12 protein-coding genes are annotated in these 22,339 nt (G+C 62.8%); 7 read left to right on the top strand and 5 right to left on the bottom strand.

The features are described 5' to 3' along the window. Positions 1–27: 27 nt before the first annotated feature. From AB9L16_RS10660 to AB9L16_RS10650, 3 genes are read right to left on the bottom strand one after another with little or no spacing between them, the layout of a single operon-like run. On the bottom strand, positions 28–792 hold the full coding sequence (locus AB9L16_RS10660) for a carboxymuconolactone decarboxylase family protein (protein ID WP_375123518.1): 765 nt from the start codon (positions 790–792) through the stop codon (positions 28–30). 9 nt (positions 793–801) lie between these two features. Then, on the bottom strand, positions 802–1,236 hold the full coding sequence (locus AB9L16_RS10655; RefSeq protein ID WP_375123517.1) for a cyclophilin-like fold protein: 435 nt from the start codon (positions 1,234–1,236) through the stop codon (positions 802–804). A 24-nt stretch (positions 1,237–1,260) separates the two neighbouring features. Continuing rightward, positions 1,261–2,289 (bottom strand): alpha/beta hydrolase, encoded by a 1,029-nt coding sequence (locus AB9L16_RS10650; RefSeq protein ID WP_252883661.1) that lies wholly within the window; start codon positions 2,287–2,289, stop codon positions 1,261–1,263. 134 nt (positions 2,290–2,423) lie between these two features. Between AB9L16_RS10650 and AB9L16_RS10645 the strand changes: the two genes are divergently transcribed. Further along, entirely contained in the window at positions 2,424–3,332 is a 909-nt protein-coding gene (locus AB9L16_RS10645; RefSeq protein WP_252869309.1) for a LysR family transcriptional regulator, read from the top strand. Positions 3,333–3,533: 201 nt separating this feature from the next. Here AB9L16_RS10645 and AB9L16_RS10640 read toward each other — a convergent pair whose 3' ends face one another. Both AB9L16_RS10640 and AB9L16_RS10635 read right to left on the bottom strand, forming a co-directional pair. Further along, entirely contained in the window at positions 3,534–3,776 is a 243-nt protein-coding gene (locus tag AB9L16_RS10640; RefSeq protein ID WP_110645864.1) for a hypothetical protein, read from the bottom strand. A 223-nt stretch (positions 3,777–3,999) separates the two neighbouring features. Further along, positions 4,000–4,917: a LysR substrate-binding domain-containing protein gene (locus AB9L16_RS10635; RefSeq protein WP_252869308.1), complete on the bottom strand. Its 918-nt coding sequence runs from the start codon at positions 4,915–4,917 to the stop codon at positions 4,000–4,002. A gap of 194 nt (positions 4,918–5,111) precedes the next feature. On the opposite strand from AB9L16_RS10635, the gene AB9L16_RS10630 reads away from it, so the two are divergent. The 6 genes from AB9L16_RS10630 (at position 5,112) to AB9L16_RS10605 (ending at position 22,300) form a co-directional block, all read left to right on the top strand. Further along, positions 5,112–5,861 (top strand): SDR family NAD(P)-dependent oxidoreductase, encoded by a 750-nt coding sequence (locus AB9L16_RS10630; protein ID WP_024012667.1) that lies wholly within the window; start codon positions 5,112–5,114, stop codon positions 5,859–5,861. A 100-nt stretch (positions 5,862–5,961) separates the two neighbouring features. Further along, positions 5,962–7,260, top strand: coding sequence for an MFS transporter (locus AB9L16_RS10625; protein WP_041480451.1), 1,299 nt, complete (start codon positions 5,962–5,964; stop codon positions 7,258–7,260). 17 nt (positions 7,261–7,277) lie between these two features. Next, complete coding sequence (locus AB9L16_RS10620; protein ID WP_150635577.1) at positions 7,278–8,126, top strand: transketolase; 849 nt, start codon at positions 7,278–7,280, stop codon at positions 8,124–8,126. Then, positions 8,123–9,151, top strand: coding sequence for a transketolase family protein (locus tag AB9L16_RS10615; RefSeq protein ID WP_150742626.1), 1,029 nt, complete (start codon positions 8,123–8,125; stop codon positions 9,149–9,151). Before AB9L16_RS10620 ends, AB9L16_RS10615 begins: the two co-directional genes overlap by 4 nt. A gap of 61 nt (positions 9,152–9,212) precedes the next feature. Beyond that, on the top strand, positions 9,213–10,172 hold the full coding sequence (locus AB9L16_RS10610) for an alpha/beta hydrolase (RefSeq protein WP_375123516.1): 960 nt from the start codon (positions 9,213–9,215) through the stop codon (positions 10,170–10,172). A 407-nt stretch (positions 10,173–10,579) separates the two neighbouring features. Then, the gene (locus AB9L16_RS10605; protein WP_375123515.1) at positions 10,580–22,300 is read left to right on the top strand and encodes a BapA/Bap/LapF family large adhesin; all 11,721 of its coding nucleotides are present in this window, start codon (positions 10,580–10,582) and stop codon (positions 22,298–22,300) included. Positions 22,301–22,339: the final 39 nt, after the last annotated feature.

The raw sequence follows: 22,339 nt of genomic DNA, 5'->3' as shown, positions 1-22,339 counted from the left end.
CAGGGCGGCAATGAATCCGAGCCGCCCTCACCGCTGGATTTTCCCCAGCCCCGCGCCCACCCGCTCAGCAGCCTGCAAATCCCCGCGCGCCTCCAACTCCTGCGCCACTTGCCGCAACTGCTCAACCGTCAATCCCACATTCAGACTGATCTTCAAATGTGACTCCAGCTGCGATTCCACCCCAGCCATTGCCGCCAGCGCGCCAACCGTCGCCAGTTCCCGATCCGTCCATGCCAGGTTGTCGCGGGCGAAGATGTCGCCGAACAAGTGCACTTTCAGGAACTGATCGATCGCCGGGGCGAATTCGAACAGTGGGCCGGACACTGGCGCACCGACCAGACGAGTCTGATTGTCGGTGCCGAGCTCGGTGAGCGCATATCCCGATGGAACCGGACCCGGCTCGCGTCCCGGCACGTCTTCGATGCCCCGAGCAGCGCGTTCCTGCAAAACCTTCATCAGCACCGACAAGGCGTTGAGGCTGCGCGGGAACCCGGAGTAGGCGTACAGCTGCACCAGAATTTCCTTGGTCTCGCTGATGCTCAGCCCGGCATCGAGACCACGATTGAGTGCGTCGTGCAAACGCGGCATGTCGCCGATTGCAGCGTTGGCGGCAATCGGGGCGATCGCCAGTTGCTTAAGCGTCAGAGGCTGTTCTTGCATGATCGGTTTCTCCGGTGATCGGGAAGGATTGGCGCAGAGAGGATTAACGCAGGCTGCACTGGCGAGGACCGCGCAGCCGAGGGCCACGATGCGCAGAAGACGCCCTTGCTTTAACGATCTCTGGTTCATCAATGAATCTCCTCACTCATCCAGCGTGAACGTCAACCGCACATCGCCGCGCCCCAAGGCCTCGGCCAAGTCCTGCGGCCGGTCGATGCGACCAAGACGCGAATAGCGGTAAGACGAATCGAAGGTTTTATAGAAGACCACCAGCGTATCGTCGCCATACAAAAGGAAATCGCCGTTGTGGATCGTGCCCGGCCGATAGGGCTGCGTGGGCAAGGGCGGCTGCACGGTGGCGTATTTTTCGTTGCTGTGCAGCTCGCTCATGTTCAGGCTCAGCGGCAATCGCGTGAGCAATTGCCGCGTACTCGGGTTGTCCTCAAGAGCAATGGCAAAACGGTGTTCTCCGACGGTCATCCACATCGTGATCTCCTCCGGGTTAGCAGCAGACAGAGCAAAGGGCAGCCATGCCATCAGTACGAATCCCTTCCAGCCGTTGGCAAAAATCCGCATCGCTTTGCTCCGTCGCGTTGAAAGTTACTTCAGGTTGCTCTTGAAGAACTGCGTCAGCTTGGCAAAAGGAATCAGCTCGGCCCGGTCGTACAGATCGACATGACCGGCATTCGGCACAATCACCAGTTCTTTCGGCTGCCCCGCCAACCGGAACGCCTCTTCGCTGAACTCACGGGAGTGCGCATCGGCACCGGCAATAAACAACATCGGGCGCGGCGAGATGCTCTCGATATCGACGAATGGATAGAAGTTCATGAACTTGGTGTTGCTGCTCAGCGTCGGGCGCGTGGTCTGTTGCGGCGTCGAGCTGGCCGGGGTGAATTCGCCGCGCGGGGTGCGGTAGAAATCGAAGAATTCACGCTGGATCGGATGGGTGTCGGCCTTCAGTTCCAGCACCGTGCCGCCGGTGTATTCGACCTTGCCGCCAGTAAACTCGGCGTAACGCTGCTCGGCCGCTTGCGCAATGATCTGCTTGCGCTGCTCAAGGCTTTGCGAATGCTTTAGGCCGTCACGGTTGGCGGCGCCCATGTCGTACATGCTGACCGTGGCGATGGCTTTCATGCGCGGGTCGATTTTCGCCGCGCTGATCACGAAGCTGCCACTACCGCAAATGCCCAACACGCCGATGCGCTCGCGGTCGATGAATGGCCGTGTGCCGAGGTAATCGACGGCCGCGCTGAAGTCTTCGGCATACATGTCCGGCAGCACGGCATTGCGCGGCGCGCCCTCGCTTTCGCCCCAGAACGACAGATCCAGCGACAAGGTGACAAAGCCCTGCTCCGCCAGTTTCTGTGCGTACAGATTGGCGCTCTGCTCCTTTACCGCGCCCATCGGATGACCAACGATAATCGCCGCGCTGCGGGCTGCCGGGTCGAGTCCTTTAGGGACAAACAGGTTGCCGACCACGGTGAGTTGATATTGATTTTTGAAGCTGACCTTCTGCGCGGTCACCTTGTCGCTTTTGAAGAAATTGTCGGCACCGTGGGACATGTCAGCTCCGAATGCAGTGAATGAACTCAGGAGAAACCCGAGCAGTATGAACAGTCGTTTCATGGGGGCGTCCTTGATCGAGAAGCCAGTCGTGGCCGGGATGAAGGTATTGTTGCGCACGCTCGAGACTTTGATTAGCTAATGAGTGCTTAATGCGGTTATAAACTCTGCTAATCAATAAACCCGAGCGCGCGCCCATGGCCAAACCCAATTTCAACGACCTGCTCGCCTTCGTCACGGTTGCCCGCAGCGGCAGCTTCACCCGCGCGGCGGTGCAACTGGGCGTGACGCAATCGGCGGTGAGCCAGGTAGTCTCGGCGCTGGAGGCACGTCTGAAAATTCGCTTGCTGACCCGCACTACGCGCAGCGTGTCACTGACCGCGGCCGGCGAACGCCTGTTGCACACCGTCGGGCACCGTTTCGATGAAATTGAAGCCGAGCTGGACGCCCTGACCGAGTTGCGCGACAAGCCCGCTGGCACGGTGCGCATCACCTGCGGCGACAACATCATCAAGACCACCCTGCTGCCCAAGCTGACGCCACTATTGCTGCAATATCCGGACATCAAGCTCGAGTTCGATATCAACTACGGTTTCCGCGACATCGTGGCCGACCGCTTCGATGCCGGCGTGCGTTTCAGCGATACCGTCGCCCAAGACATGATCGCCGTACCGATCGGCCCGCCACTGCGCATGGCCGTGGTCGCTTCGCCCAGCTACTTCGCCCAGCACCCCGCCCCGCAACATCCGCGCGATCTGGCGGCGCACCGTTGCATTGACATCCGCTTTCCGACCTACGACGGTGTCGATGCGTGGGAATTCGAGCGCGAGGGCAAAAAGCTGAAAGTACGGGTCGACGGCCAACTGGTGTTCAACTCCACCGTGCACATCGCCGACGCGGCTGTGAACGGGTTAGGGATTGCCTACCTGCCTGAAGACGAGTTCGGTACGCATCTGGCTGAAGGGCGTTTGGTCAGAGTGCTGGAAGACTGGTGCGAACCGTTCGGTGGCTTCCACCTCTACTACCCCAGCCGTCGCCAACCGTCGCCGGCGTTTTCACTGGTGGTGGATGCGTTGCGCGTGGTGAGAGATCCAGCCCCGTTGTAGGAGCGAGCCTGCTCGCGATAGCGTCGGCACATCCAACAGAGTAAGTGCCTGACCCAGCGCTTTCGCGAGCAGGCTCGCTCCCACAGGGTTTTGCGTCAGATCCCGGAAATCAGTCGATTCACAAATCCATTGTGGGAGCGAGCCTGCTCGCGAAGACGCCAGACCAGGCAAATCATCTCTGCATGCCACCCCGCGCGCGCCTCACAACTTCGACACATCCCCGGTAGCCTCGGCAATCGTCGCCAAGGTTTCCTCCATGCTGGCGATGTCTTCATGCAGCTTTTGAAACACCAGATCCAGCGACTCGGGAGCGTCCACGGTCTGATGGCCACGCAGCGACTCGACGCTAGCGCTCTCCACGTGCTGAAGAATGTCCACGCTTTCTCGCAGTGCCAACAGCTGATCAAAGATCGCGGCAATCTGCGCCTGGCTGCGGGTGCTCATCGCTTCCCCGGCTTACAGATCAGTGATCCCCATCCCAGACATGTGATGACCATAAATCAGCCCCTTCTAAAGAAACGATGAACACAGAAAACAACAGCCTGCTCAGCCTTTGGTTTTTCGCGGATCGGCAGCGCGCGGTAAAGTGCGTTCTTGCGTGAATGATCAAGACCGATAATGGATTGACCTTGAGCGGTTCAGAGAGTTTGAAAGAATTGATCCCCACTCAATACGCGAACTCGTGCCCCAACTCGCTCTCCATCCACGCCAGAAAACGCCTGACCCGTGGAAAGCTCGAATGCGCCTTGGGGAATACCAAATGGTGCGCCGCCACCGCAGCACTCAGTGATTCAGGCGCGACTTCAACCAGCGTGCCCGCGGCCAGATACTTCTGCGCCAGCAATGTGCTTTCCAGCGCGAAACCCAAGCCATGACTCGCCGCTTCCAGCGACATGTAGGAACGATCGAAGCTCAATGCATAAGGCCGTTCCGGACGCGCCAAGCCGTGCTGGGCAAACCATTGCGGCCATTTGAGCAGGGTGGCTTCCGACAGAATCAGATCGCACTCCAGCAGATCCGCCGCGCCGCGTATCGGGCGTTGCGCGAGCAGTTTCGGTGAGGTCAGCACCGCGAACGTCTCGTTCCTGACCGTGCGCACCTCATAGCTTGGCCAGTTCGGCAGACCATGGCGGATATCGACGTCGATCTTGTCGCGACTGAAGTGCAGCGATTCATAGGAGCACGACAGATTGATCTGTATGTCCGGGTGACTGGCGCGAAACGCTTCCAGGCGCGGCATCAGCCAGAGCAGGCCGAAGCTTGGCGACGAGTGCAAGCGCAGGCAATCGAGGCTGACATCGCTGGCAGCACGTTCGGTGGCAACGGCGAGACTGTGCAAAATCCCGGAAACTTCCTTGAGGTATTGCTCGCCGACCGGCGTCAGCGAGACGCCACGGGCAGCACGGACGAATAATTGCCGGCCGATCATCCCTTCCAGTTTCGCCAGTTGATGGCTGACTGCCGAGGGTGTCAGGTCCAGCACTTCCGCCGCTCTGGCGACGTTGCCGAAGCGCGCGGTTTGTTCGAAGGCCTGAATTGCTTTCAGCGGTGGCAGGATGATCGATGCCTCAGTGTCTGAGCGCATGGGGACTCCGTGGTGATTTCTTGTGATGTACGGACCGGTTTCATTCAAGCATTTGCGAAACGGCCTGACGAGTGCTGAATTTTTTTCAGCATTGAGTGACTTCCGCGTTATTGCTCACACTCGCCCCGGAGGACAAGCTGAGTCATCGGTTACTTACACACCGACCCAATAAAAACAATTCGAGGGAATCCTCCATGCTTCTTCAAGGCAAAGTCGCAATCATTACCGGTGCCGCATCTGCCCGTGGCATTGGCCGCGCTACCGCCAGTACATTTGCGCAACACGGCGCTCGCGTGGTCATCCTCGATCTGGATGCATCCGCAGCACGTGACGCCGCCGCAGCACTGGGCGAAGGTCACCTGGGCCTGGCGGCCAACGTGGCCGACGAAGCGCAGGTTCAGCAAGCTGTCGCCGCCATCATCGAGCACTTCGGGCGCATCGATATCCTCGTCAACAACGCCGGTATCACCCAGCCACTGAAGACTCTGGATATTCGTCCTTCGGACTACGACAAAGTGCTGGACGTCAGCCTGCGCGGTACTTTGCTCATGTCCCAGGCGGTGATTCCGCTGATGCGCCAACAGTCTTCCGGCAGCATCGTCTGCATGTCGTCGGTGTCTGCCCAGCGCGGCGGCGGCATCTTCGGTGGCCCGCATTACAGCGCGGCCAAGGCCGGTGTGCTGGGGCTGGGCAAGGCCATGGCGCGGGAATTGGGGCCGGACAACATCCGCGTCAACTCCATCGCCCCGGGCCTGATTCACACCGACATCACCGGCGGCCTGATGCAGGATGAACGCCGCCACGCCATCATCGAAGGCATTCCGCTGGGGCGCCTGGGTCAAGCGCAGGACGTCGCCAACGCCGCGCTGTTTCTGGCCAGCGACCTGTCCGCTTATCTGACCGGCATCACCCTCGATGTGAACGGCGGCATGCTGATTCACTGAGTAACTCTGGGCGGGCCTGCGTGGCCCGTGCGGTTCTGGATCGATGACGCAGCCGGGCCTGATGGCCTGGCGGTCAATAAAAACAAGAGATCAGACCATCATGACTACCCTGTCGCTCGAAGCGGTTTCGACCGTGCGTTCTTCTGCCTATCGCAAAACGGCGTGGCGCCTGATGCCGTTCCTGATGCTGTGCTACCTGTGCGCCTATCTGGACCGGGTCAACGTCGGTTTCGCCAAGCTGCAAATGATGAACGATCTGGCCCTCAGCGAAACAGTCTACGGACTGGGCGCCGGGGTGTTTTTCATCGGCTATTTCCTTTGCGAAGTGCCCAGCAACATCATCCTGCACAAGGTCGGCGCGCGAGTGTGGATTGCGCGGATCATGATCACCTGGGGCATCGTCTCGGCGCTGTTCGCCTTCGTCGAAACCGCCTGGCAGTTCTATGCCCTGCGCTTTCTGCTGGGGATTGCCGAAGCCGGGCTGGCGCCGGGCCTGTTGCTCTACCTGACGTATTGGTTTCCGTCCTATCGGCGGGCGCGCATGACGGTGTTGTGGTTCATCGCCATTCCGCTGTCAGGCATGGTCGGTGGCCCGCTCTCCGGCTGGATCATGAACCACTTTGCCGGTGTGCACGGCTGGGCCGGCTGGCAGTGGATGTTCGTTTTGGAAGCGGTGCCCACCGTGCTCGTCGGCCTGCTGGTGCTGAGTTATCTGAAGGACGGCGTGCATCAGGCAACCTGGCTCAATGACGAGGAAAAAGCCTTGATCACTCGCGAGCTGGCCGAAGACGACCAGCAAAAGGTCACCCATGCCTCGGTCGGCGAGTTCATCCGCGACCGGCGCTTGTGGCTGCTGGCGGCGATCTACTTCTGTGTGGTGATGGGCCAATACGCGATCACCTTTTGGCTGCCGACACTGGTGCGTAACGCAGGGGTTTCCGACCCGCTGCACATCGGTTTCCTGACCAGCCTGCCTTACCTGTGCGCCATCGCCGCCATGCTCCTGGTCGGCCGCAGTGGCGACAAACATCGCGAGCGCCGCTGGCACCTGATCGTGCCCATGATCGCCGGTGCGATCGGCTTGAGCCTGGCAGCAATGATGGGCGGCAACCCGACCTTGTCGATCCTCAGCCTGTGCCTGGCCGCCTCCGGCATTCTCTCCGCCACCTCGTTGTTCTGGATGCTGCCCACCACGCTGCTTGGCGGGGTGTCTGCGGCGGCCGGCATCGCGGCGGTCAACAGCTTCGCCAACCTCGCCGGGTTCTGCTCGCCCTATCTGATCGGCTGGATCACCACCCTGACCGGTTCCAGCGCCATCGGCATGTACCTCATCACCGGCGTGCTGTTCCTCGGCGCCAGCCTGGTCCTGCGTATTCCTGCCGCTTTGGTCAATCGTTGAGTCAACGGAGTTTCATCATGACGACTAATCTTGCACACGCTGCATCGCTGAGCCTGACCCAGCGCGCGCACAACATTCGCCGCCATGCATTGCGCATGGGCCAAGTTCAGGGCCAGGGCTATGTGGGCCAGGCCCTCGGCGCGGCTGACCTGCTGGCGGTGTCTTACTTTCATGCGATGAATCATCGCCCCGCAGATCCCGAATGGGAGCAGCGCGATCGCTTCTATCTCTCCATCGGCCACTACGCCATTGCGCTGTACGCAGCGCTGATCGAAGCCGAGATCATTCCGCTCGACGAGCTGGAAACCTACGGTTCGGATGACAGCCGCCTGCCGATGTCGGGCATGGCCGCCTACACCCCGGGGATGGAAATCACCGGCGGTTCGCTGGGTCAGGGCCTGGGTATCGCGGTCGGTGCCTGCCTGGGCCTCAAGCGCAAAGGCTCGGCCTCGTTCGTCTACAACCTGCTGTCCGATGGCGAACTCAATGAAGGCTCGACCTGGGAAGCGGTGATGTCGGCTTCGCACTGGAAGCTCGACAACCTGATCGCCATCGTCGACGTCAACAACCAGCAGGCCGACGGTTACTCCAGCGAGATTCTTTCGTTCGAACCCATTGTCGATCGCTGGCAAGCCTTCGGCTGGTTTACCCAGCGCGTCGACGGCAATGACCTCGACGCCCTGGTCGCTGCATTCGATGCCGCCCGCAATCACCCCGGCGGGCAACCGCGCGTGATCATCTGCGACACGAAAATGGGCAAAGGCGTGCCGTTTCTGGAGAACCGGGAAAAGACCCACTTCATTCGCGTCGAAGAGCACGAATGGGACCTGGCACTGAGCAACCTTGAAGAAGGAAAAGACCAATGAGCAATGCCGCCAACACTGCGCCTTCGACTGCTACTGGCGCGCCGGTGAAAAAGCGCCTGACCACCTCGGCGATGATTGCCTCGATTGCCTCCGAGGGCCAGGCGACCCGCTCGGCACCGTTCGGCCATGCGCTCGCGGCGCTGGCAGATCAGCGCGCGGACATCGTCGGTCTCTCTGCGGACCTGTCCAAGTACACCGACCTGCACATTTTCGCCAAGGCGCATCCGGAGCGTTTCTATCAAATGGGCATGGCCGAACAGTTGCTGATGAGCGCTGCGGCGGGCATGGCGCGTGAGGGTTTCGTACCCTTCGCCACCACCTACGCGGTGTTCGCTTCGCGCCGTGCTTACGATTTCATCTGCATGGCCATCGCCGAGGAAAACCTTAACGTCAAAATCGTCTGCGGTTTGCCCGGCCTCACCACGGGTTACGGGCCGAGCCACCAGGCCACCGATGATCTGGCTATTTTTCGCGCCATGCCCAATCTGATGATTGTCGACCCGTGCGATGCACTGGAAATCGAACAGGCCGTGCCGGCCATCGCCGCTCACCAAGGCCCGGTCTACATGCGTTTGCTGCGCGGCAATGTGCCGTTGGTGCTGGACGAGTACGGTTATAAATTCGAGATCGGCAAGGCCAAGACTCTGCGCACGGGCAATGATGTGCTGATCATCTCCACCGGGCTGATGACCATGCGCTCGCTGGAAGCGGCCAAGCAATTGCAGGCCGACGGCATTGATGTGGCCGTGCTGCACGTGCCGACCATCAAGCCGCTGGATGAACACACCATTCTCGCCGAAGCGCGTAAATCCGGGCGTCTGGTGGTCACAGCCGAGAACAGCTCGATCATCGGCGGTTTGGGCGAGGCGGTTGCTGGGTTGTTGTTGCGCAATGGCGTGACGCCCACCTTCAGACAGATCGCGTTGCCCGACGCCTTCCTCGACGCCGGTGCCCTGCCGACGCTGCATGATCGCTACGGCATTTCGACGCCGGCTGTCTGCGCGCAGATCAAAGCCTGGCTGTAACTCCACCGTGGGCGGCGCTTCGATCAGAGGCGCTCGCTCATTCGAGAACAGGAGGCAGAACGTGAAAGCACATGAACTGCTGGATCCCGACTTCAAAAGCTTTTTAACCCCCGGCGCACAAGCCTGGACGTTGGAGACGCTGCCCGCGATCAGGGAGCGTGTCCATGCGACATTCAAATCCCGAGAACAAGCGCGCGGTGAAAGCCTATGGACCAAGGCCCACGACGGTGAGGATTTGCGCCTGTGTCTTTACCGGCCCGCCGCCGGGGCACCGGGCGGTAATTTTGCGGTGATCCTGTACATCCACGGTGGAGGTTTCGTCCTTGGTTGCCCCGAAATGGCCGATGACTATCTGGCTAACCTCGCCGAAGAACTTCAGGCGATCATCGTCGCTGTCGATTACCGTCTCGCGCCAGAGCACCCCTTCCCTATTCCCCTGGAAGATTGCTACACCGCCCTCGGCTGGGTTTTCGCACACCGGCAAACGCTCAACATGGACGCCGACAACGTGATCGTCATGGGTCACAGTGCCGGTGCAGGTCTGGCAGCAGCGCTGGCCATCGTGGCGCGGGATCGCGGCGAATATTCCATCGCCAGCCAGGTGCTGGTTTATCCGATGCTCGATTACCGTTCGGGCAGCCCGGCCTCGCCTCACCAGAACAGCACGACCGGAGTGATTGGCTGGCCGGCGCAAGCCAACCAGTTCTGTTGGGATTGCCTGCGCGCTGACCAAGCGCTGGATGATCTGCCAATCGGCTGGTTTTCGCCGGCCCTGCAAGACGATCTGCGTGACTTGCCACCGACGTTTCTGGCCGTCGGGGCGCTGGATCTGTTCCTGGAAGAAGACGTTGCATTTGCCATGCGTCTGTCGCGCGCCGGGGTTGCCGTCGAACTGCATGTCTACCCTGGGGCGCCACATATGTTTGATCAGTGCCCCGGCAGTGTTAGCGATCAGTCTGCGCTGGATATCGTCCTATCACTTCGGCGATCGATAGCTAGCGCATTAACTGCTGAGGGATAGAAAGAACAGCTGAAACGGTACGACTGGATTTCTTATACAAAGCCTTCCCCCCCTCCCACGCTTATTGATTAATACCTTCGCAGACCGGCAGCTAAGGAGGTTGGCCTGCGCTTTGAGAAATTCAATATCGCTTAGCCATCGCTCTCCTCGATTCCGCCCGGATATTTTCCAGCCTCTCTTTGGATAATGTCGAAACCGACACATTTTGTTGCACCCAAAAGCCGCTTGGATCCAACGTCCCGACAAACGGTAACGACTCAAATAGAACAGATTTTCAAAGAGATAAACGTGGGCAAATGGCCCATCCATACGCTCGTCAAAAATCAGGCAGCCCCATCTGACACTCCCTATCTATGGTTTTAAAACCATCCGTGGACGTCCGCCCCACCCATTTACAGGGAGTAGTAATGGACAACATCGTCATTGCCGACAAAGCCAATTCTCAGCTCACTGCCCAGAACTGGGGCAATGTTCAGCTCAATCAGCCTTCAGTTGTACAAATGCCGGTCCGTCCCGACCAACTGGCGTCAACCAGTCGCAGCGGTCAGGATTTGATTGTCAATTTGAAGTCCGGCGAGCAAATCAAAATCTCCAATTTCTTCGTCACCAGCCCTGACGGCGTGCCTAATGACATTGTCTTTCAGGGTGACGACGCGACGCTGTGGCAGGCGCGCTACAGCGCCGAGCCGTTCAACGGCTTTACCTTTGACGAAATAAATTCGCTGGATGAGCTGATCGCTGGCGTCGGTGTGGTGGATGGCGCGACGCCGGCCTGGGCGATTGCCGGGCTGGGCCTGTTGGGCGCGGGTGGTGCGGCGGCCGCTGCGGGCGGAAGTGGTGGTGGCGGCGGCGGTGGTGGCGGTGGAGACGCAACGCCTCCTGCGCCCGCGACCGGATTAACCTTGTCGGCCGATGGCCGGGTGCTGAGTGGTTTTGGCGAAGCTGGCAGTGTCGTTCAGGTACGCGATGCAGCCGGCAACCTTTTGGGTTCCGGAACCGTTGGCGCCGATGGCAGTTTCCAGGTCGACCTGGGTACGCCACAGAACAATGGCCAGCCGCTCGACGTCACGCTCACCGACCCTGCGGGCAACGTTTCGACACCGGGTACGGTCACTGCGCCGGATACCACCGCGCCGACCGCACCAGGCAATCTCAGCGTGAGCCCTGATGGCACGCAACTCGGCGGCACCGGTGAAGCCGGCTCGACCATCCAGGTGCGCGCCGCCGATGGCACTCTGCTCGGTAGCGCTGTGGTGGCGGCGGATGGCACTTTCAGCGTCGCCCTCAGCCCCGCGCAAACCGGCGGCCAGTCGCTGACCGTGAATGCCACCGATGCGGCAGGCAATATCTCGACCGGCGCAACGGTCAGCGCGCCGGAGATCGTCGAACCGACGACGCCAGGCAATCTCGATTTGAGCAGCGACGGCAGTCAACTCACCGGCACCGCCCGAGCCGGCACCACGATTGAAGTCCGTGCCGCCAACGGCGAATTGCTCGGGCGCGCGGCGGTGGCCGCTGATGGCACTTTCCTGCTGACGCTGGTTCGTGCGCAGGCCAACGGTGAAACCTTCAGTGTCGTGGCAGTCAACAGCGCCGGTGCGCAATCGCCGGCCGTGACCTTCAATGCACCAGACATCACCGGCCCCGCTGCTGCAACGGATCTGGCCGTGAGCAGCGATGGCCTTTCGGTGACCGGCCGTGGCGAACCCGGCAGCACAGTCAGCGTCACCAATGCACAAGGCACGCTGCTCGGCACGGCTCTGGTCGCCTCCGATGGCTCGTTCACTGTGCAACTCAATGCCGCGCAAATCGATGGTGAAGCGCTGAGCGTGCTGGTCACCGACGCCGCCGGCAACCCTTCGCCAGCAGTGACTATCATCGCGGTTGACCTCGACGGGCTGACCCAACCAAGTGACATCGCAGTGAGCATCGATGGCACGCAATTGAGTGGACGCGGCCAGGTCGGTTGGACCGTAACGGTGCGCGACGCCAACGGCAATGTGCTCGGCACGGCCGTGGTGGCGGCGGACGGCACGTTCAGCCTGCAACTGAGCAGTCCGCAGAACAACGGCGAAACACTGCAGATCAGTGCCAGCGACGCCGCTGGCAACACTTCCGCACCACTGAACTACGTGACGCCTGACACCCAAGGGCCGACGGCCGTCTCCGATCTTGCGCTCGACGCTCAGGGGCAGACGCTCACCGGTAAGGGTGAGTTGGGTGCGTCGGTCACTGTGCGCGATCCGGCCGGCAACATCATCGGCACGGGCACGGTGGATGCCGATGGCAATTTTACCGTTCCACTTTCCACACCACAGACCGATGCGCAACAACTGCAAGTGATCCAGACCGACGCGGAAGGCAATCCATCGGCGCCGGTCAACGTCACCGCACCCGATCTGACCACACCGGTAGCCGTGACCGATGTAAGCATTTCCGCTAATGGCGCCGTGGTCTCAGGCGCGGGTCAGATCGGCGCCACCGTTACTGTCACTGACACCAACGGGACCGTGCTGGGAACAGCTTTGGTCGGCAGCAACGGCCGGTTCGAAGTCACCCTGTCCTCGCCACAAACCAATGGCCAGAACCTCAGCGTGGTGCAGAGCGATGGCTCGCCCACTGGCTCCCCGGCAGTTCCAGTTGAAGCGCCGGATATCCAGGCTCCCACTGCCCCTTCGGATCTGACGCTGAACGCAGGCGGCACTGAACTGAGCGGCACCGGCGAACCCGGCGCCACGGTGACGGTCAAGGATTCGGCCGGCAATACCTTGGGCACTGCGATCGTCGACGGCAGCGGCGCCTTTACAGTGCCGCTGAACAGCCCGCAGATCGATGGCCAACAACTGCAAGTGAGCCAATCGGATGGCGTGAACGTCTCCCCCAACACGCCGCTGACGGCAGCGGACACCACCGCGCCTCTGGCACCAGACAACGTCGTTCTGGCCAACAATGGCGTGACGTTGACCGGCACAGGACAAGCCGGCAGCACCGTAACGGTCAGCGCAGCGGACGGCACGGTAATCGGTACGACGGTGGTCGCCAGCGACGGCAGTTTCAGCGTCAATCTGAGCCCGGCTCAGCTCGACGGTCAGGTGTTGAGTGTGATCCAGACCGATGCGAGCGCCCTGCCCTCGCCGGCCACGCCGGTTACGGCACCGGACATCACCGCCCCACCTGCACCGAGCGGTCTGCTCATCGATCCGGCGGGTGCCACGGTCACCGGCACCACTCAGCCCAATAACACGGTGCAGGTGCTGGATGCCGACGGCAACGTCATCGGCACCGCAACCGCTGACGGCACGGGCGCCTTCACGGTCAACCTCGATACTGCACAAACCAATGGCGAAGCCTTGCAAGTCGTGGCGTCGGACGGCGCCAACAGTTCGCTTCCCGGCAGCGTCACTGCGCCGGACAGCACCCCGCCGGCGCCAGTCAGCGATCTCGCGCTCAATCCCGCCGGTACGCAAGTGTCGGGACTTGCCGAACCGGGCACCACGGTCACCGTCAGCATTGCCGGCGGTGGCGCTGTGCTGGGCACCGCGACGGCCGATGCGGACGGCCGCTTCGTCGTGACCCTCAGTCCACCGGCCGAGCCTGGCGGCAATCTGGAAGTCATCAGCACTGACAGTGGCGGCAATGATTCGCCCGTCGTGCCGCTGGCAGGACTGGACGGTAGCCAGGTCGCGACCCCGACCGATCTGGCCTTGAGTGCCGACGGTTTCACCCTGACCGGCGCCGGTACGCCCGGTTGCACCGTGACGGTGACCAGCAGCAGCGGCGCTGTGCTCGGCTCCGGGCTGATCAACAGCTTCGGCCGCTTCACCCTGTTGCTCAGCAGCAAACAGATCAACGCACAAGTTCTCCAAGTGACGGCCACCAGTCCCGACGGTGACGTGTCGATTCCGGGCACGGTGACGGCGATCGATGGCACGGCGCCGGACGCGGTGACCAATCTGGCGCTTAATGCCAACGGCACGACACTCACAGGACGCGGAGAGGCCGGGGCGACGGTCACTGTCACCGACGCCACAGGTACCGTGCTCGGTACTGCACTGGTCGCCAGCAATGGCACGTTCAGCCTGACGCTGACGCCGGCACAACTTAATGGCCAGGCACTTACCGCGATCCAGAGCGATGCCGCCGGCAACCTGTCGCAACCCGCCGGCATCATCGCCACCGATCTGCAACCGCCAGCCGCAGCGACTGGCGTTACGATCAATGACGTCGGCACCGTGGTCAAAGGCCAGGGCGAAGCCGGCAGCACCGTGACCGTGCGCGATGCCGCCGGCAATGTTCTGGCCACCGGCGTAGTCGATCAGAGCGGCAACTTCCAGGTCACCTTGCCCAACGCGCAGAACACCGGCGAAACCCTGCAGGTCACCCTGACCGACGCCAACGGCAACGCCTCGATTTCCACTGGCGTGGTCACCGTCGACGGCACCCCGCCGGCCGCCGTGCAGAATCCACTGATCAGCGCCGATGGCAGCACCCTCAGCGGCACGGGTGAGGCTGGCGCAACCGTCAATGTCACCACCGCCAACGGCACCCTGCTGGGTAGCGCCGTAGTTGGCGCGGACGGCTCGTTCAGCGTGACCTTGGCGCCAGCGCCGACCAATGGTGAAGCGCTCGCGATCAGCCAGACCGACCCTGCCGGCAATGTTTCACCGTCGGCCAGTGTCAACGCCCCCGACATCAGCCCGCCGGCGGCACTGACCCAGGTTGCGGTGAATGCTGACGGTGTCACCGTCACCGGCCACGGCGAGCCCGGCGCCACCGTGTCTGTGCGCAGCGCCGACGGCACCTTGCTCGGCACCGCACAGGTCGGCAGCGGCGGCGCGTTCACTGTCACCCTCAACGCAGCACAACTGAATGCCGAAGTGCTGACCGTCACTCAGGAAGATCCGCCGGGCAACGTTTCGACGGCGGTTGAAGTCATCGCCGCGGATCTGACCGCCCCGGCGATTCCGAGCGCATTGACGCTCAATGCTGCCGGCGTGCAACTGTCGGGCAACGCCGAGGCCGGCAGCACGGTGACCGTGCGCGACAGTCAGGGCAATCTTCTCGGCACCACCACGGCGGCCGCAAACGGCACTTTCCAGATTACCCTCAACAGCCCGCAAACCAATGGCCAGGCACTGAACGTGACGGCCACCGACGCGGCAGGCAATCCGTCGGCCCCGGCAATCGTCAATGCGGTCGATAGCACGGCGCCGTTGGTAGCGAGCGATCTGGCGGTGAGCGCCAATGGTGCCACCCTGACCGGCATTGGTGAGGTCGGCGCCAGCGTGGAAGTTCGCGATGCCGGCGGTGTTTTGCTGGGTACTGCGACCGTTGCCAGCAATGGCAATTTCAGCGTCACGTTGTCCCCGGCGGCGGTGGCTGGATCGAATCTTTCCGTGGTGCAGATCGATGCTGCCGGCAACACCGGACCGGCGGCGCCGGTGACTGCACCGGGCAATCTGGCGGAAAGTGCACCGACCAATCTGGCCCTCAGCGCTGACGGCCTGACCCTGACCGGCTCGGCCACCGCCGGCAGCACCGTGAGCATTCGCAATGCCTCGGGCGTGTTGCTCGGCAGCGCGCTGGTGGCGGCCAATGGCACTTTCAGCGTCACCCTCAACGCCGCGCAACTCAACGGCGAACAGCTGTCTGCCGTGGCGACGTCGAGCACCGGTATCAATTCATCCCCGACCGACTACACCGCTGCCGATATCGCCGCGCCAACGCCGCTCAGCGAACTGAGCCTGGCACCGAACGGCACGGCCCTGACCGGGCGCGGTGAAGCCGGCGCCACGGTGACCGTGCTCGGCACCGGCGGAGTGGTTCTCGGCAGCGCCGTGGTGGCGGCCAATGGCACGTTCAGCGTCACCCTCAGCCCGGCACAGACCTCTGGTCAGACTTTGAGCCTGAGCCAGGCCGACACCGCCGGCAACGAATCGAACAGCGTCAACCTGATCGCCCCGGATCTGCTCGCGCCCAATGCGCCGGCTGCGCTGGTGGCAAGCACTGACGGCACCTTGCTCTCGGGTACCGGTGAGGCCGGCACCACGGTCAACGTGTACAACGCTGCCGGAGCGCTGGTCGGGACCGGCACCGTGAGCATCGACGGCACGTTTGCGATAACCCTGACTACGCCACAAGCCAACGGTCAGGCGCTGACCGTGTCACTGACGGATGCAGCGGGCAACACCTCGGCAGCCACGCCGTTCACTTCGGTCGACAGCACACCGCCAGCGGCCGTTTCGCAACTGAGCATCGGCGGCGACGGCGCAAGCCTGACCGGGCGCGGCGAACCCGGCGCGCAGGTGCGGGTCATCGACAGTGACGGCAACGTGCTTGGCACCGCCGTGGTCAGCGCGACCGGTACCTTCACCCTGCCACTGAACCCGGCGTTGACCAATGCCGAAGTGATCACCGTGGTTCAGGCCGACGCAGCGGGCAACGACTCGCCTGCGGTGAACCTGACCACGCCGGACTTCACTCCGCCTGATCCACTGGACAACGTCGATATCAACTCGTCCGGCGCGCTGGTCATTGGTACTGGCGAACCCGGCGCGACCGTGACCGTGCGCGATGCCAACGGCACTTTGCTCGGCACCAGCGTGGTACTCGGCGACGGCACCTTCAGCGTCACCCTCAATCCGCCGCAGATCAACGAACAGATTCTCAGCGTGCAGCAGGCCGATCCACCCGGCAACGTCAGCGCCCCGGTCACGGTCACCGCCCCGGATCTGACCCCGCCAGCGACGCCGGCCGATCTGCAACTGAATGCCGATGGCGGTCTGCTCACCGGTACCGGCGAAGTCGGCGCCATTGTCCGCGTGACGTCGGCCGATGGTACCGAATTGGGCACCGGCACCGTGGGCAGCGATGGCCGTTTCGAGGTCACGGTGACCCCAACACAGACCAATGGCCAAGCGCTGTTCGTGGTGTTGGCGGATGCAGCCGGCAATGCCTCGCCTGCCGGCACCCTGACGGCGCCTGACAGCACGCCTCCTGCCGCACTGACGGATGTCGAGATCGACGCCAGCGGCAGCCTCATCACCGGCTCCGGTGCGGCTGGCTCGCAGGTAGTCGTCACCAACGCGGTGGGCACCATCGTCGGCACCGGCACCGTCGCGGCCGATGGCAGTTTCAGCGTCACCCTCGACCAGCCGCTGCTCAATGGTGAAGCCTTGTCGGTGATCCAGCGTGATGCGGCGGGCAACCCTTCGCCGATCGTGCCCGTCACTGCGCCGGACATCACCCTGCCCGCTGCGCCCACCGACCTCGTTCTCACGCCCAATGGCGTGACACTGACCGGCAGCGGTGAAGCCGGCGCCACGGTGCGTGTACTCAGCGCGACTGGCACTGTGTTGGGCTCGGCAACCGTGGCCGGCAATGGCTCGTTCAGCGTGACCCTCAACCCGCCGCAAGTGAACGGCGAGCTGTTGAGCGTCAATCAGACCGATCTGGCATCCAACACATCGCCGACAGCGCCCGTGCAAGCGGGCGATATCACCGATCCACTGGAGGTGGCCGACCTCAATGTCAGCCAGGACGGCTTGACCGTGACCGGCACCGGCGAGCCCGGAGCGACCGTCACCGTGCGCGACGGCACGGTGGTGCTCGGCACGGCGACCGTGGCCGCAGATGGCAATTTCAGCGTCACGTTGTCGGCTGCGCAAATCGATGGCCGCGCACTGTCGGTCGTGCAAGCCGACGCGCAAAACAACCAGTCCGAGCCCGTACTGGTCGACGCGCCGGACAGCACTGCACCGATCGCACCAACGGTGACATCGCTGACCGGCGCCGGCACCTTGCTCGCCGGAACCGCCGAAGCCGGCAGCACCGTGACTGTGCTGTCCGCCACCGGCACCGTGCTCGGCACGGCGGTGGCATTGGGCGACGGCACCTATACCGTTACGCTGAATCCGGCCCAGGCCAATGGTCAGTTGTTGTCAGTGATCGCGACGGATGAGGCGCAAAACGCATCGCCAGTGCTGCTCTACCCGGCGGCTGATACTACCGCTCCAGATGCCGTCACCGGTCTGACCATCAGCGGCGATCTGAGCCAGCTCGCCGGTCGTGGCGAAGCCGGCGCGAGTGTCGAAGTGACCGATGCGCTGGGCAATATCGTCGGCACCGGCACAGTGGCCGCCAACGGTACGTTCCTGATCGATCTGGCGCCGGGCATCACTGCCGGCCAGGTGCTGACGGTGAATCAGATCGACGTCGCAACCAACGTTTCGGCAGACGCTAACCTGACTGTCCCGGCGGTTCCGGCACCGGACGCTCCAGCCAATCTGGCGCTTACGGCCGATGGTCTGACGCTGACCGGCACGGCGGCGCTCGGCACCACCATTAATGTTTATGGGCCTGACAACAGTCTGATCGGCACCGGCGTCACCGGCGCGGATGGCACGTTCAGCGTGGTGCTGACGCCTGCGCAAACCAACGGCCAAAGCCTCGAAGTCACCGCCAACACTGCGTTGGGTGGCGCCTCGCTGCCGACTGAAATCACCGCTGGTGACACCTCGGCGCCGGCGCCACTCAGCGATCTGGCGGTCAACGCCAACGGCACTTTGGTTACCGGTCGCGGCGAAGTCGGCGCGTCGGTGACCATCACCGGCGCTGGCGGCGTGGTGCTGGGCAATGCGACGGTTGGCGCCAATGGCACTTTCAGCGCACAGCTCAATACGCAGCAGGTCAACGGTCAGGTGCTCAATGCGACACAGACCGATGCGGCCAACAACACCTCATCCGGTCTTAACGTAACTGCGCCCGATATCACTCCCCCGGCCGCTCCGACAGCACTGGTCCTCAGCGGTGCCGGTCTGGTGCTCGGCGGGCTCGGTGAAGCCGGCGCGACCGTCACTGTTCGCGGTGCGGGAGGCGCGGTGCTGGGCACGGCGACGGTGGCGGGCAATGGCTCGTTCTCGGTGACCTTGTCATCGGCGCAACTCAACGGCCAGCAACTGAGCGTCACGCAGAGTGATGCGGCGGGCAACGTTTCGCCGGTTACCAACCTCAGCGTCGCCGATACCACCGCGCCAGCGCCGCTGAGCAATGTCAGCTTGAACGGCACCGGCCTGGCGGTCAGCGGCACGGGTGAGGCCGGCGCGACCGTCAGCGTGACCAACGCAGCCGGTACCGTCCTCGGCACCGCCGTGGTCAATGCTGGCGGCACCTTCACCGTGCAACTGTCCAGCGCGCAACTTAACGGCCAACAGCTCAACGTCCAACAGGCCGACCCGACGGGCAATCTGTCGCAGGTCTTCAACCTGACGGCCCCTGACGTGCAGGCGCCGATTGCAGCCAGCGGTCTGACGCTCGCTGCCAACGGTCTGACTTTGAGCGGTACGGGCGAAGCCGGTGCGACGGTCAACGTCTACGGCCCGGGCGGCGCGCTGATTGGCACTACCACCGTGGGCAGTGGCGGCACGTTCAGCTTCAACCTGAACACCGCACAACTCGACGGGCAGCTGTTGACCGTGCGTCTGGTCGACCCGGCCGGCAATCTGTCGCCCAACGCCAGCCTGACAGCGCCGGACATTACCGCGCCCGGCGCGCCGACCGGCGTCAGCGTCAATGGCAGCGGCACCGTGCTCACTGGCGTCGGTGTGCCCGGTTCGACCATCAGCGTACGCGGCGTCGGCGGTGTGGTGCTCGGCACCGCGACCGTTGCCGCCAACGGCAGCTTTTCGGTAGTACTGGCATCGGCGCAGATCAACAGCCAGGTGCTCAGCGTCACCCAGGCCGATCCGAGCGGCAACGTATCGGCTGCGGCGAACGCGACGGCGCCAGACCTGACGCCTCCAGCGGCGGCCACCGCGCTGCTGGTCGGCGCCGACGGCCTGACCGTCACCGGTACCGGCGAAGCCGGCGCAACCGTGACCATCAAGTCGGCCAGCGGCACCGTCCTGGGCACCGCTACGGTCAACAACCTCGGCGTGTTTACCGTCACCCTGAGCAGTGCGCAGATCAACGGTGAAAACCTCACCGTCAACCTCAGCGACGCACGCGGCAACGTTTCGGTGGCCGCCAACGTCATTGCGCCGGACGTCGACGTCAACGCGCCAGTGATCGCCAGCGATAACCTCGCCGTCGGCACCGTCACGCTGGCCCCGGTCACCGCCTCGCAGACCTTCAACGACTCGTTCACCACGCTGCTGGCCGGATTCTCGAAAACCTTCACTTTCACCGTCGCCGGCGGCACGCGTCTTGATCCGACCCTGACGCTGACCACCAGTAGCCTGATTTCGCTGATCGATGGCGTGGTCTACACCCTGCAAGTGAAGGATGCCAGCGGCAACTGGGTCACTCTGGATGTCAACGGCAGCGGCGGCCTGCTCGACCTGATCGCGCTCGCCGGCCAAGGCGTGCGGGTCGACATCGGTAACCTGCTGTCAGGCGATTATCGACTGACAGTTTCGAGCACCGGTATCGGCGTGCTGACCACGGTCAATACCCAGCTGCAACTGGACGTCAGCAGCCTGACCCAGTTCAACGGCATTGCCGGGCCAGCGGTGACCGGCAACGTCATCACCAACGTCGGCGTCGATGGCACGGCCGATCAGACCGGCCCGGACAACGGCGCGCAGTTGCAGATCTTCAAGAACGGCGCCTGGGTCAGCGCCGGGGCCGGCACCACGGTGCAAGGGTTGTACGGCACGCTGACCATCGACGCCAACGGCAACTACAGCTACAAACCGAACGGCAGTGTTGGCAGCGTCGGCAAGGTCGACGTATTCAACTACCAACTGGTGCACCCGAACGGCTTGAGCGATACCGCCAATCTGTACGTGCGCATCGACAGCCCGCAAGCCAGCGAAGTGTGGAACGACGCCAACCTTGGCAGCCCGGCGCTGGTGGTGGATGCCACGCCAGACGTCGCCTCGACTGACGTCACCCTGGTCAACCGCGAAGTCACCACCAACTCTGCCCTCGGCACGTTCAATGTGCTGCTGGGCGGCGGCAGTGGTAACTACAACACCGTGGTCGCGGCCGATACCGTCAGTGACCTGACCGTGGTGGTCAATTCGAGCAACCTGCTGGCGCTGCTCGGTTCGATGACGGTGGGCCTGTACAAGCTCAACACGGCGACCAACCAGTACGTGCTGGTCAAGAGTTACGGCGGCAACGCGCTGGTCAATCTCGGCGGCGGCAACTACGGGATCAAGTTCGACGACCAGACCGCCGGCAGTTATCAGGTGCGGGTGGCAGTGGGCGGCCTCGGCCTGCTGACCAGCGTCAACACCAGCCTGATCAACGTCGCGACCTACAACAATCAGTTCGTGGTCGGCAGCTACACACCGGTATCGGGCAACCTGCTCACTGACACCGCGGGCGGCGGCGCCGATGTGTTGGGCTCGGTCTACACCTTGCTCAGCGTGCTGGTCGCCGGCAGTTACGTCGCGCCGGGTTACAACGGCGTCTCGCTGGTCGGTAACTACGGCACCCTGGTGGTCCAGGCCAACGGCAACTACACCTACACGCTCAAGGCCGGGCTGACCGATGCGGTGATCGGCCAGGAAGACACCTTCACCTACCAACTCACCCACCCCAACGGCACCGTGGATACCGCGACGCTGACCATCGACCTGAACAATGCCGGCGCATTCGCCAGCACCGCGTTCTCGGCACTGGCCAGCGATGACCTCGGTCTGGCCCATGTCGCTGGCAGCGAACTGATCCAGGGCACCGAAGGCAACGACACCCTCGACGGCTCGCACGGTGGCGCCGTCACGCTGCAAGGTGGCGGTGGCGACGACACGCTGATCATCGCCGATCAGCAGTTCACCTCGGTGGACGGCGGCAGCGGCACCGACACCCTGCTCTGGGCCGGTGGCGATGTGTCGATCAACCTCGGCGATCTGCAGAGCAAGATCCACAACGTCGAAATCCTCGACCTCAACCATTCCAGTGCGGTTGCGCTGACATTGAATCTCGGCGATCTGCTGGCGATTACCTCTTCGGACAACAACACTTTGCTGATCAAGGGTGACGACAGGGACAGCGTGCACATGACCGATGGCTGGGTCGCCGATGGCACGCAACAGGCCGACGGCATCGACTATGTTCAATACACGGCACAGGAGGATCCGAGCCACCACTTGTGGGTGCAGAACGGCATTCAAGTGGTTTGAAACAAGACATCAAACGTCGGTCTCTCAACAGTAAGGGAA

The organism is Pseudomonas sp. LW8 (assembly GCF_041956865.1).
GTDB classification, from domain to species: domain Bacteria; phylum Pseudomonadota; class Gammaproteobacteria; order Pseudomonadales; family Pseudomonadaceae; genus Aquipseudomonas; species Aquipseudomonas siliginis.
This window is presented reverse-complemented; position numbering and strand designations above follow the sequence as displayed.